Annotated in this window: 13 protein-coding genes; 12 read left to right on the top strand and 1 reads right to left on the bottom strand. The window is 71.3% G+C overall.

Annotation, left to right across the window (positions count from 1 at the left end; all coding sequences use genetic code 11):
- Positions 1-57 precede the first annotated feature (57 nt).
- The gene (locus tag GXP74_RS32860) at positions 58-585 is read left to right on the top strand and encodes a GNAT family N-acetyltransferase (protein ID WP_182454898.1); all 528 of its coding nucleotides are present in this window, start codon (positions 58-60) and stop codon (positions 583-585) included.
- Positions 586-707: 122 nt separating this feature from the next.
- The gene (ftsH, locus tag GXP74_RS32855) at positions 708-2,630 is read left to right on the top strand and encodes an ATP-dependent zinc metalloprotease FtsH (protein ID WP_182454897.1); all 1,923 of its coding nucleotides are present in this window, start codon (positions 708-710) and stop codon (positions 2,628-2,630) included.
- A gap of 22 nt (positions 2,631-2,652) precedes the next feature.
- Here the strand turns inward: ftsH and GXP74_RS32850 are convergent, their stop codons facing one another.
- Positions 2,653-3,465 carry a class I SAM-dependent methyltransferase gene (locus GXP74_RS32850; protein WP_182454896.1) on the bottom strand — a complete coding sequence of 271 codons (813 nt, stop codon included), beginning with the start codon at positions 3,463-3,465 and terminating at the stop codon, positions 2,653-2,655.
- Between the two features lie 200 nt (positions 3,466-3,665).
- On the opposite strand from GXP74_RS32850, the gene proS reads away from it, so the two are divergent.
- The 10 genes from proS to lepB (GXP74_RS32800) all read left to right on the top strand — a co-directional run bounded on the left by proS (position 3,666) and on the right by lepB (GXP74_RS32800) (position 11,826).
- Complete coding sequence (gene proS, locus GXP74_RS32845; protein WP_182454895.1) at positions 3,666-5,078, top strand: proline--tRNA ligase; 1,413 nt, start codon at positions 3,666-3,668, stop codon at positions 5,076-5,078.
- A gap of 280 nt (positions 5,079-5,358) precedes the next feature.
- Positions 5,359-5,964, top strand: coding sequence for a hypothetical protein (locus GXP74_RS32840; RefSeq protein ID WP_182454894.1), 606 nt, complete (start codon positions 5,359-5,361; stop codon positions 5,962-5,964).
- A gap of 172 nt (positions 5,965-6,136) precedes the next feature.
- Positions 6,137-6,577 carry a 30S ribosomal protein S16 gene (rpsP, locus tag GXP74_RS32835; RefSeq protein ID WP_182454893.1) on the top strand — a complete coding sequence of 147 codons (441 nt, stop codon included), beginning with the start codon at positions 6,137-6,139 and terminating at the stop codon, positions 6,575-6,577.
- A gap of 3 nt (positions 6,578-6,580) precedes the next feature.
- The gene (locus GXP74_RS32830; protein ID WP_182454892.1) at positions 6,581-6,820 is read left to right on the top strand and encodes an RNA-binding protein; all 240 of its coding nucleotides are present in this window, start codon (positions 6,581-6,583) and stop codon (positions 6,818-6,820) included.
- Between the two features lie 143 nt (positions 6,821-6,963).
- Complete coding sequence (rimM, locus tag GXP74_RS32825) at positions 6,964-7,566, top strand: ribosome maturation factor RimM (RefSeq protein WP_182454891.1); 603 nt, start codon at positions 6,964-6,966, stop codon at positions 7,564-7,566.
- A gap of 12 nt (positions 7,567-7,578) precedes the next feature.
- Positions 7,579-8,403 carry a tRNA (guanosine(37)-N1)-methyltransferase TrmD gene (gene trmD / locus GXP74_RS32820; protein WP_182454890.1) on the top strand — a complete coding sequence of 275 codons (825 nt, stop codon included), beginning with the start codon at positions 7,579-7,581 and terminating at the stop codon, positions 8,401-8,403.
- Positions 8,404-8,556: 153 nt separating this feature from the next.
- Positions 8,557-8,907, top strand: a complete 351-nt coding sequence (gene rplS / locus GXP74_RS32815) for a 50S ribosomal protein L19 (RefSeq protein ID WP_182454889.1) — start codon at positions 8,557-8,559, stop codon at positions 8,905-8,907.
- Between the two features lie 35 nt (positions 8,908-8,942).
- Positions 8,943-9,662 carry a signal peptidase I gene (gene lepB / locus GXP74_RS32810; RefSeq protein ID WP_182454888.1) on the top strand — a complete coding sequence of 240 codons (720 nt, stop codon included), beginning with the start codon at positions 8,943-8,945 and terminating at the stop codon, positions 9,660-9,662.
- The gene (gene lepB, locus GXP74_RS32805; RefSeq protein WP_182454887.1) at positions 9,655-10,608 is read left to right on the top strand and encodes a signal peptidase I; all 954 of its coding nucleotides are present in this window, start codon (positions 9,655-9,657) and stop codon (positions 10,606-10,608) included. Before lepB (GXP74_RS32810) ends, lepB (GXP74_RS32805) begins: the two co-directional genes overlap by 8 nt.
- A gap of 54 nt (positions 10,609-10,662) precedes the next feature.
- Positions 10,663-11,826 (top strand): signal peptidase I, encoded by a 1,164-nt coding sequence (lepB, locus tag GXP74_RS32800; RefSeq protein WP_182454886.1) that lies wholly within the window; start codon positions 10,663-10,665, stop codon positions 11,824-11,826.
- The last annotated feature ends 41 nt before the right edge of the window (positions 11,827-11,867 follow it).

The following is an 11,867-nucleotide window of genomic DNA, read 5'->3' as shown; positions in this document are numbered from 1 at the left end:
GCCGTCCGCCCCGGCAACCGGGGGCGGGCGGCCGTTCGCGTACGCGATGATGGGCGGATGCGAGTGGAGATCCGTACCCCGAAACTGTCCGATGCCACCCTCTACGCCGCCGCCGTCCGGCGCTCCGCCGAGCACGTCGGGCGGTGGAACCCGGTCGAGCCGGACGGCCTGGTCGACCTGGTCCGCCGTCAGGGCCCGGTGCTGCGGACGTTCCTGGTCCTCGACGTCGAGGACGGTGGCCTGGTCGGTACCTGCAACGTGGCCAACATCGTCCGGGGCCGTTTCCAGAACGGCACCCTGGGCTACAACTCCTACCTGCCGTACAACGGCACCGGTCGGATGTCCGAGGGGATGCGGCTGGTGGTCGACCGCTGCTTCACCCCGGAGACCTCGGGCGGCCTCGGGCTGCACCGGCTGGAGATCAACGTGCAGCCGGAGAACATCCCGTCGATGGCGATGGCCAAGCGCCTCGGCTTCCGGCACGAGGGCACCTCGCCGCGGATGCTGTTCCTCCAGGATGCCTGGCGCGACCACGAGCGCTACGCGCTGACGGCGGAGGAGTGGCCGGGCCTCGACACGCCCTGACCAACGGCCTGTTCGGCGGTGTGAGCGGCGCCTGACCGGAGCTCCGGGCGGCGCTCCGACGGGGCGTCGGTCGGCGGCGCGCATCCTGGCATCGGCAGTGAAATGTCCGTATTGTCATAAAGGTGACTACTCCGGCACCGCCCCGCGACACCCCCGAGAAGCCGTGGCGGTCGGAGGGCGCCCCGCCGCCGCCCCCGCAGCAACCCAAGCCGCCGCGGATCAGCTGGATCCGGCTGGTGCTGTTCGCCGTGGTCGTCTACCTGCTGGCCGACCTGCTGCTCAGCCTGTTCGGCAACGCGAACAGCATCAGCGTCACCTACACCGAGTTCAGCAAGCAGCTCAACGCCGGACAGGTCGCCGAGATCTACGCCAAGGGCGACACCATCCAGGGCAAGCTGAAGTCGGCCCAGCCCAAGCCCGACAACGGCAAGGGCAGCTACACCGACTTCACCACCCAGCGCCCGGTGTTCGCCGAGGACAACCTGTGGGCCACGCTGGAGGCCAAGGGCGTGGTGGTGGACGCCGAACCGGTGGTCAAGGAGCGCAGCTTCCTGGCCAACCTGCTGATCTCGCTGGCCCCGATGCTGCTGCTGGTGGTGCTCTGGCTGGTGATCGCCCGCAGGCTGGGCAGCGGCGGCATGGGCGGCCTCGGCGGCCTGGCGAAGAAGGGCCCGCCCCGGCCGGTCACCCAGGGCCCCGGCGAACGCCGCACCACCTTCGCCGACGTGGCCGGGATCGACGAGGTCAAGGCCGAGCTCACCGAGGTGGTGGACTTCCTCAAGCACCCCGAGACCTACCGCCGGATGGGCGCCAAGATGCCGCGCGGGGTGCTGCTCGCCGGTCCGCCCGGCACCGGCAAGACCCTGCTCGCCCGGGCCGTCGCCGGGGAGGCCGGGGTGCCATTCTTCTCCGCCTCCGCCTCCGAGTTCGTGGAGATGATCGTCGGCGTCGGGGCCTCCCGGGTACGCGAGCTGTTCACCGAGGCCCGCAAGGTCGCCCCGGCGATCATCTTCATCGACGAGATCGACACCATCGGCCGCGCCCGCGGCGGCAACGCCATGGGCGGCCACGACGAGCGCGAGCAGACGCTCAACCAGATCCTCACCGAGATGGACGGCTTCTCCGGCTCCGAGGGGGTGGTGGTGATCGCCGCCACCAACCGGGCCGAGGTACTGGACCCGGCGCTGCTGCGCCCAGGACGCTTCGACCGCACGGTCACCGTCAGCCCGCCGGACCGTGAGGGCCGCCGCGCGATCCTGGCCATCCACACCCGCGAGGTGCCGCTGGCCCCCGACGTGGACCTGGAGCAGGTGGCCCGGATCACCCCCGGCATGACCGGCGCCGACCTGGCCAACCTCGCCAACGAGGCCGCGCTGCTCGCGGTCAAGCGCGGCCTGACCCAGGTCGGCGCCCGGGAGTTCTCGGACGCCCTGGAGAAGGTCCAGCTCGGCGCCAAGCGCTCGCTGGTGATGCCGGAGGAGGAGCGCCGCCGCACCGCGTACCACGAGTCCGGGCACGCGCTGCTGGGCATGCTGCACCCCGGCGCGGACCCGGTCCGCAAGATCACCATCGTGCCCCGCGGCCGGGCCCTGGGGGTCACCCTGTCCACCCCCGACGCCGACCGCTACTCCTACACCGAGGAGTACCTGCGCTCGCGGATCATCGGCGCGCTCGGCGGCATGGCCGCCGAGCAGGTCGTCTACGGGATGGTCACCACCGGTGCGGAGAGCGACCTGGAGCAGGTGACCAGCATCGCCCGGGGCATGGCCGGACGCTGGGGCATGAGCGAGCGGGTGGGTCGGCTCACCGCCATCCCCAACGACACCCAGGGCGCCTACGGCCTGTCCTCCGCCCCGGCCACACTGGACGCGGTGGACGGCGAGGCCCGCCGCATCGTCGCCGAGTGCTACGCCGAGGCCTGCCGCCAACTGACGGACCACCGGCCGCAGTTGGATGCCCTCGCGGATGCGCTGATGGACCACGAGACGCTGGACGAGGAGGCCGCCTACCGGGTCGCCGGAATGCCCCGGGGCGGGCGCGGCTGACGCCCGGTCAGCAGCGTCCCGCTCAGCGGGGCACCCGCTCGGCCAGGGTGTAGCGGAACACGTTCTCCATCCGCACCGAGCCGTCCGGCCGCAGGTGCGGGTGCAGCGCCTCGGTGACCTCCTTGCCCACCTGCCGTTCCCCGGAGTACTCCACCGCCGCGTCGAACACGCCGGTGGACAGCAGCCCGCGCACCGCGCTGTCCAGGTCCGGGTAGGCGAACGGGCAGCACACCCGGCCACCCCCGCCCAGCCGCAGTCCGGCCAGCGCCACCAGCCGCTCCACCGCGCCGGGACCGCTCAGCGCGAACGGCGCGTAGCCGCCACGCAGCAGCGGATCCGCCAGTCGCCGGGCCACCCGGAGCACCCCCGCGCTCTGGCAGCGCTCGGGCGGGCCCCAGGTCGCCAGCGCCACCCAGCCGCCGGGCACGGTCAGCCGCGCCGCGTCGCGGACCAGCGCCTGCGGATCGGCGGTGCAGGACAGGTGCTCGAACGCGGTCACCAGCGAGTGCGCCGGGGGCGCGCCGCCGCCCGGCGCCAACTCCCGGTAGACATCGCCGAGGACCCGCAGCGACCGGTCCCGCGCCAGCGACCGGAGTTCCGCCTCGGGCTCCAACCCGACCACCTCCGCCCCGCGCCCGGCGGCCAGCAGCAGCGCCAGACCGGACCGACAGCCGAGGCCGAGCACGCTGGTCGCCGGGCCCACCTCAAGTCGCTGGTACACCGCCTCGTAGAGCGGCACCAGCATCCGCTCCTGGATCTCGGCCCAGTCGCGCGCCCGCCGCCGCGCCCGCGCACGCTGGGTGACCGTCTCACTCGACACCGATACGGAAGCCATCACACCGGCTCCTCAGACTTGGACCTGCCGCGAGGACGTGAGGGTCGTCTCGCGCTGCGCCCCACGTCCTCCAGACAACTCCGCCCGCGCCCGGGAGTCCAGAGCGCGGAGGTATTGAAAACCTGGTGCGGCCGTGCGCCGCGCGCCCTGCGGCGGTTATCCGTTCGGTTGCCCTCCCGGCGGCGGATATCATTCGCCCCATGGCAAAAGCTCCCGTTCTCACCCCCCAGGCGGACGACTTTCCCCGCTGGTACCAGGATCTGATCAACAAGGCCGAACTGGCCGACAACGGTCCGGTGCGCGGCACCATGGTCATCCGACCGTACGGCTACGCGCTGTGGGAGCGGATGCAGCAGGAGATGGACGCGCGGATCAAGAAGGCGGGCGCGCAGAACGCCTACTTCCCGCTGTTCATCCCGCAGTCCTACCTGACCCGCGAGGCCGAGCACGTCGAGGGCTTCGCGCCGGAGCTGGCCGTGGTCACCCACGGCGGCGGCAAGGAACTGGAGGAGCCGGTCGTCGTCCGGCCCACCTCCGAGACGATCATCAACGAGTACTTCTCCAAGTGGGTGCAGAGCCACCGCGACCTGCCGTTGCTGATCAACCAGTGGGCCAACGTGGTCCGCTGGGAGCTGCGCCCGCGGGTCTTCCTGCGCACCACCGAGTTCCTCTGGCAGGAGGGCCACACGGCCCACGCCACCTACGAGGACGCCCGCGAGTACGCCTCGCGGATCCACACCGAGGTCTACGGCGACTTCATGACCAACCTCCTGGGCATCGACGTGGTGCTCGGCCGCAAGACCGCCAAGGAGCGTTTCGCCGGGGCGATCAACACGCTCACCCTCGAAGCGATGATGGGCGACGGCAAGGCGCTGCAGATGGGCACCAGCCACGAGCTGGGGCAGAACTTCGCCAAGGCGTTCAACACCCAGTACCTGTCCAACGGCAGTGAGCGCGAGTACGTCTGGCAGACCTCCTGGGGTACCTCCACCCGGATGGTCGGCGGCCTGATCATGTCGCACGGCGACGACAACGGCCTGCGGGTCCCGCCCCGGCTGGCCGCGACCCAGGTGGTCGTGCTCGCCATCAAGGGCGACGACGCGGTGATCGCGAAGGTCCGCGAGATCGGCGCGGCGCTGGAGGCGGCCGGGGTCCGCGTGGTCGTGGACGACCGCACCGACACCCCGTTCGGCCGCCGCGCGGTGGACTGGGAGCTCAAGGGCGTCCCGCTGCGGATCGAGGTCGGCCCGCGCGACCTGGAGCACGGCACCGCGATGCTGGCCCGCCGGATCGCCGGCGGCAAGGAGCCGGTCGCGGTGGACGCCCTGGCGGCCATCGTCCCCGGCATCCTGGAGGAGGACCAGGCGCTGCTGCTGCGGCAGTCCCGCGAGCGCCGCGAGTCCCGCACCGTCGAGGTGGGCACGCTGGGCGAGGCGGTCGAGGCGGCGGCCACCGGCTGGGGCCGGATCTCCTGGGCCGAGCTCGGCCCCGAGGGCGAGCGCAAGCTGGCCGAGCAGGGCGTCTCGGTGCGCTGCCTGGTCGCCGAGGACGGCTCGGTTCCGGCCGCCGACGACCAGCCGGGCAACGTGGCGATCGTGGCCCGCGCCTACTGAGGCCGCCGATCCAGTGCCTCTGATCTCAGTGGCTGAGACGCGAGTCCGCCGATCTGAGTAGTCAATGTGGTCCGCCGTCGACCCTCGGGGAGACGGCGGACCACTGCCGCAAAGGGCCGTATTTCCCGGTATCACCGCAGGTCGGAGTGGGTGTGTCCGGTTCGGCCCGGCTGCCGGGGGCGGCCCTGGGGGAACGTTTCGGCGGGCGCGCGGCGCAGCTCGTCCACAGTGATTTCGTACTTCCCGGAACATGTCGGGACCCTGCCTCGTTTGGCGTTGCGTGAGCACGACACAACAACCTCTGGTCCTCGCAGCCGAGCTTGCCCTCGCCTGGGGCGACATCCAGCGCCACCACCCCGACCTGCCCAATCTCGCGGCTCCGGAGGCACTCATCGGGGAGTCCTCCTCGGCCTGCGGATCCGAGTTGGGCTTCGAGCGCCTCCTGCACGAAGCGGCCCACGGGCTCGCCGCCGCGCGCGGCATCCGTGACACCTCTCGTGCCGGGCGCTACCACAACCGCCGGTTCCTGGCCCTGGCCGACGAACTCGGTCTGGACCACTCGGCGGATCCCCACGCCAGTAGCGGATTCTCGCTGGTCACTCTGCGTCCGGAAACCCGGGAGCGGTACGCGGACACCATCGACCGGCTACAGCGCGCCCTGGACATGCACACCGCCGCCACCAGCGGCTCCGGTGCGGACCGGGTGCGCAGCTTCCGGGGCCCGTCCGCGCGGCACGGCTCCTCCGGCGGCGGCGTCCGCGTCAAGGCGGTGTGCGACTGCGGCCGCAACGTCCGGGTGGTGCCCTCGGTGCTCTCCCAGGCCGCGATCGTCTGCGGCGCCTGCGGTCAGCCCTTCCGCATCGTCGACTCCGGAGCCCAGGCCTGACCCGGCGGGAATCGCGTCCGCCGGTCTATGGCAGAATGGACAGCTGAGTACTCGGCAGCCGAGCAGGACCCCTCTCTCCTCCGGCTGACGTGTCCGTAGAGCAGCTTCCGACCGCAACCCCACGTGGCACGCGCGGCTGCTCACCCACGTCAAATCCAGGAGAACCACTCCCGTGGCAGTCAAGATCAAGCTGAAGCGTCTCGGTAAGATTCGCTCCCCGCACTACCGCATCGTCGTCGCCGACGCCCGCACCAAGCGTGACGGTCGGGCGATCGAGGAGATCGGCATCTACCAGCCGACCTACGACCCCTCGATCATCAAGGTCGACAGCGAGCGCGCTCAGTACTGGCTCGGCGTCGGCGCCCAGCCGACCGAGGCCGTGCTCGCGATCCTCAAGCTCACCGGTGACTGGCAGCAGTTCAAGGGCCTTCCCGCCCCGGCGCCGCTCAAGGTCGCCGAGCCCAAGGTCACGGACTTCTCGCACCTGTTCGCGAAGGCCGTCGCCGGCTTCGAGGACTCCACCACCGGTGTGGCCATCACGCCGAAGGCCAAGAAGTCGGACAAGAAGGACGAGGCCGCGGCCGACTCCGACGCTCCGGCCACCGAGAGCTGATCAATGCTTGAGGAAGCCCTCGAACACCTGGTGAAGGGCATCGTCGAGAACCCGGACGACGTCCAGGTCCACTCGCGGGATCTGCGCCGGGGCCGCATCCTCGAAGTGCGTGTGCACCCCGAGGACCTGGGCAAGGTCATCGGCCGGGGCGGCCGTACCGCGCGTGCTCTGCGCACCGTGGTCACCGCTCTCGGCGGTCGCAGTGTCCGCGTCGACCTGGTCGACGTGGACGGCGTGCGATAGATCAGAAGGCATCGCTCGGGGCCGGTGGGGACGACAGTCCCCACCGGCCCCGAGCTCTTTGCACCCGAGCTCTCCGCGCACCCGGCCGGGTGCGCGTCCGCGTCATCTCGCGTCATTCGCGTCCCAAGAGGAGAACGATCACCGTGCAGCTCGTCGTCGCCCGGATCGGCCGTGCCCATGGCATCAGGGGGCAGGTCTCGGTGGAGGTGCGCACCGACGAGCCGGAGCTGCGGCTCGCCCCCGGTGCGGTGCTGGCCACCGACCCAGCCTCGGCCGGGCCGCTCACCGTCGCGGACGGGCGGGTGCACAGCGGTCGGCTGCTGCTCAGCTTCGTGGGGGTGGACGACCGCAACCGCGCCGAGGCGCTGCGCGGCACGCTGCTGATCGCCGAGGTCGACCCGGAGCAGACCCCGGAGGACCCGGAGGAGTTCTACGACCACCAGCTGATCGGCCTGGACGTGGTGCTCGCGGACGGCACCCCGGTCGGCGAGCTCGCCGCGGTGCTGCACCTTCCGGCGCAGGACCTGCTGTCGGTGAAGCGTCCGGACGGCGCCGAGGCGCTGGTCCCCTTCGTCCACGAGATCGTCCCCGAGATCGACCTGGAGCGGCGCCGGATCGTGCTCACCCCGCCGCCCGGCCTGCTGGACCCGGCCCAGGCCGTGGTCGCCTCGGCCCGCGACGACGAGTCCGCCGACGCCGACGCTGCCGACGAGTCCGCTGCCGAGTCCGACGCCGAGTCCGAGTAAGGGGTCCCGGGCTTGCGTATCGACATCGTCACCATCTTTCCCGAGTACCTGGAGCCGTTGAACGTCTCCCTGGTCGGCAAGGCCCGCGCGCGCGGGCAGTTGGACGTCCGGCTGCACGGACTGCGCGAGCACACCACCGACGTGCACCGCACCGTGGACGACTCTCCGTACGGCGGCGGCCCCGGCATGGTGATGAAGCCCGAGCCGTGGTCCGCCGCGCTGGACGGCGTGGTCGCCTCGGCGCGGCCCGAGGACGGCCCGGCCCCGACGCTGGTGGTGCCCACCCCCAGCGGTCGGCCGTTCACCCAGGAACTCGCCCACGAGCTGGCCGAGCGCCCCTGGCTGGCCTTCGCCCCGGCCCGGTACGAGGGCATCGACCGCCGGGTGATCGAGGACGCCGCCGACCGGATGCCGGTGGTCGAGGTCTCGATCGGCGACTACGTGCTGGCCGGCGGGGAGGTCGCGGTGCTGGTGATCGTCGAGGCGGTGGCCCGGCTGCTGCCCGGGGTCCTCGGCAACGCCGAGTCGCACCAGGACGACTCCTTCGCCCCCGGCCGGATGGCCGACCTGCTGGAGGGTCCGGTCTACACCAAGCCGGCCGAGTGGCGGGCGCGTCCGGTGCCGGAGGTCCTGCTCAGCGGCAACCACGCGAAGATCGCCCGCTGGCGCCGGGACCAGGCCTTCGCCCGGACCCTGGCCATGCGCCCGGACCTGGTCGCGCGCTGGGAGCGGGCCGCGATGGACAAGCACGACCTGCGCGCGCTGGCCGCGCTGGGCGTCGAGTGGGACGAGCCGAGCGGACGATTTAGGCAGTCGGCGGATGGTGTGGAAGAATAGGCGGTCGCTGCCTGTTCCCGGCCACCGCGCACCGTCGCGATCGGCCCGGCGCCCCTGCCACGGGGGAGACGCCGTCAACCGGGCGACACACAGCACCAACCATTTCACACGACTTTCCGTGGGTGGCCCGTGGCGCCTGCGATGGAGACAATCATGAGCAACCTGCTCAGCGTTGTCGACGCGGCCTCCGTCCGCGACGACATTCCGTCCTTCCGCCCCGGCGACACCGTCAACGTGCACGTCCGCGTCATCGAGGGCAGCCGCTCCCGTGTGCAGCAGTTCAAGGGCGTTGTCATCCGCCGCCAGGGCGACGGCATCCGCGAGACCTTCACGGTCCGCAAGGTCAGCTTCAACGTCGGCGTGGAGCGCACCTTCCCGGTGCACACCCCGGTCGTCGAGAAGATCGAGGTCGTGACCCGCGGCGCCGTCCGCCGCGCCAAGCTGTACTACCTGCGCGAGCTGCGCGGCAAGGCCGCGAAGATCAAGGAGAAGCGCGACCGCTGAGTCCTCTTACCGTGGTGGCATAAGCTACTGCGGCGATGGAGACCCAACAAGCGCCCGAGGACCGCGAGTCCCACCCCGAACCGGCCGACGCCGGGGCAGCGGAGGACTCGCGGTCCTTTGCTGTGCGCGGACTGCTGCGGGACGTGGCGCTGCTGGCGCTGGTCTGCGCGCTGCTGCTGTTCCTGGTGAACACCTTTGTGGCGCAGCCCTTCTCGATCCCCAGCGGTTCGATGGAGGGCACGCTGAAGGTCGGCGACCGGGTCATCGTGAACAAGCTGGCGTATCGTTTCGGCTCCCCGCGGCGCGGTGACGTGGTGGTCTTCGACGGCCGCGGCTCCTTCATCACCAGCGATTCGGCCGACCCGGACGCCGGTTCCGGCGACGACTTCGTGAAGCGGGTGATCGGCGTCGGTGGCGACACCGTCACCTGCTGCGACAGCAAGGGCAGGCTGAGCGTCGACGGCGTCCCGCTGGACGAGTCGGCCTACCTCTTCCCCGGTGACGCGCCCTCCACGGTGCCCTTCTCGGTGAAGGTTCCGTCGGGCACACTGTTCGTGCTGGGAGACCACCGCTCCCAGTCGCGTGACTCCCGTGACCACCTGGGTGACCCTGGCGGCGGCTTCGTGCCCGTCGGCAAGGTGATCGGCCGCGTCGACTGGGTGGTGTACCCGGTCGCCGACTGGCGCTCGGTGAACCGTCCGCAGATCTTTGCTGTGCTTGAGTCCGAGCTGCGGAAGGGCGCCGTACGTGGGTAGCAGGGGCAGGAGCGGGGAGCGGGAACGTTCCGCCGCCGAGGAGGGCGACGCGTCCACCCGGGCTGACCGGGGCCGCGCCGACCGCCGCCGGGCCGCCCGCCGGGTGCAGCGCCGCCGCCAGCGTTCGCTGGCCCGGGAGATACCCCTGATCATCGTGGTCGCCCTGGTGATCACGCTGCTGCTGCAGACCTTCGTGGTGCAGGTGTTCTCCATCCCCTCGGGGTCGATGCAGAACACCATCGCCATCGGCGACCGGGTGGTCGTCGACAAGCTCTCGCCCTGGTTCGGCTGGAAGCCGCAGCGCGGCGAGGTGGTGGTCTTCAAGGACCCCGACAACTGGCTCGCCTCCGACCCGGTGCCCAAGGACGGCCCGGTGCTCGGCGCGGTCAAGAGCGTGTTCACCTTCGTCGGACTGCTGCCCTCCGACCGGGATCTGATCAAGCGGGTGATCGGGGTCCCGGGCGACACCGTGGTCTGCTGCGACAGCCAGGGGCGCGTGACCGTCAACGGCAAGCCCCTTGATGAGTCCTACGTGTTCGCCGGGGAAGCGCCGTCGAAGATCCCGTTCAAGGTCACCGTCCCGCCGGGGAAGCTCTGGGTGATGGGCGACCACCGCGACATCTCCGCCGACTCCCGTTACCACATGGGCGACGCCACCGGCGGCTTCGTCCCGGAGTCCGACGTGGTCGGCCGGGCGATGGCGGTGGTCTGGCCGTTCTCGCACCTGCGCACGCTGCCGATTCCGAACACGACACCGCCGACGGCGTCGTCGTCGGCCGCCGCACAAAGCCTTCGTCAAGTATCGTCCGCAGCAGTGCTCTGGCCGGTTCCGATGGAACTCCCGCTCGTTATGGGTGTGGCTGCGACTGTCTCCCGCCTCCGCGACCGGCGGCGGTGGCGACGCCGGTGGCCGTGGAAAGCGGCCCCACGGGGCAGCGGCATCTGACGACAGTAGAGATTGCGTGGACGTGACCCGTCCGCCCGGCAGCAAGGAGGCGACGTGGGGGATCTTGTGATCGGCGCCCACTCAGGTGTCGGCGAGCCCGAGGATCCGGGCGGCCGTACCGTGGAGTCCGTGGACGACTCAGGACGCGGCGACTCAGGCAGCGATCAGACCGGGCAGTCGGCGGCGGGCCCCGAGGGGGAGGACGGCGACCGCGCGGGCGACCCCCTGGCCAAGGGCGAGTACCGGGCCGAGCCGGGCGGCGGTGCCACGCCCAGTGGCGCGGGCCAACCCGGCGACGGGGCACCCGACCCGGACCGGCCGCGGGGCGGCGGTGGACCGGACGCCGGTGGACGGGACGGCGGCGAAGGGGACGCCGGCGCCCAGGGCAAGAAGGGCAAGCAGCAGCGCTCCTTCTGGAAGGAACTGCCGATCCTGATCGTGGTGGCGCTGGTCCTGGCGCTGCTGATCAAGACCTTCCTGGTGCAGGCCTTCTCCATTCCCTCGGGCTCGATGGAGAACACGCTGCAGATCGGCGACCGGGTCCTGGTCGACAAGCTGACGCCGCACTTCGGCGACAAGCCCTCGCGCGGCGAGGTCGTGGTCTTCCACGACCCGGGCAACTGGCTGGCCGACGAGCCCAACACGGCGCAGAGCAACAACTCCTTCATCAGGGGCATCCAGGACGCCCTGAGCTGGATCGGCCTGATGCCCGCCGCCAACGAGAAGGACCTGATCAAGCGGGTCATCGCGGTCGGCGGAGACACCGTCAGCTGCCAGGGCACCGGACCGGTCTACGTCAACGGCAAGGCCCTGACGGAGCCTTACATCTACCCGGGGGCGACCCCCTGCGGCGACAAGAACTTCGGCCCGTTCAAGGTCCCGGCCAACTCCATCTGGGTCATGGGCGACCACCGCAACGACTCGCTCGACTCCCGCTACCACATGGACGAGCCGGGCGGCGGATCGGTGCCGGACAGCGACGTCGTGGGCCGGGCGATCCTGGTGGCCTGGCCGGTCTCGCACTGGTCGACGCTGCCCATCCCGTCCACCTTCGACCAGTCCGGGATCGGCAACCAGTCGGCCCAGGCGGTGGGCGGCGGCCCGGTCGGCGCGCTGATGGTCAACTCGCCCGCGGCGGCCGGGCTGATCGGGGCGATCCCGCTCACCTACCTCTACCGGCGCGGGCGGCTGCGCCGCGCCCGGCGCAAGCGGGGCTGACCACGGGATTGATCACGGCGGGCCGGAAATCCTGCCCGATC

Source organism: Streptacidiphilus sp. P02-A3a (assembly GCF_014084105.1).
Lineage (GTDB): Bacteria > Actinomycetota > Actinomycetes > Streptomycetales > Streptomycetaceae > Streptacidiphilus.
This window is presented reverse-complemented; position numbering and strand designations above follow the sequence as displayed.

Excerpts from the sequence above, each read along its gene's own strand:
- GXP74_RS32860 (WP_182454898.1), top strand. The coding sequence starts at position 58 with ATGCGAGTGGAGATCCGTACCCCGAAACTGTCCGATGCCACCCTCTAC.
- GXP74_RS32850 (WP_182454896.1), bottom strand. The coding sequence starts at position 3,465 with ATGGCTTCCGTATCGGTGTCGAGTGAGACGGTCACCCAGCGTGCGCGG.
- proS (WP_182454895.1), top strand. The coding sequence starts at position 3,666 with ATGGCAAAAGCTCCCGTTCTCACCCCCCAGGCGGACGACTTTCCCCGC.
- GXP74_RS32830 (WP_182454892.1), top strand. The coding sequence starts at position 6,581 with ATGCTTGAGGAAGCCCTCGAACACCTGGTGAAGGGCATCGTCGAGAAC.
- rplS (WP_182454889.1), top strand. The coding sequence starts at position 8,557 with ATGAGCAACCTGCTCAGCGTTGTCGACGCGGCCTCCGTCCGCGACGAC.
- lepB (WP_182454888.1), top strand. The coding sequence starts at position 8,943 with ATGGAGACCCAACAAGCGCCCGAGGACCGCGAGTCCCACCCCGAACCG.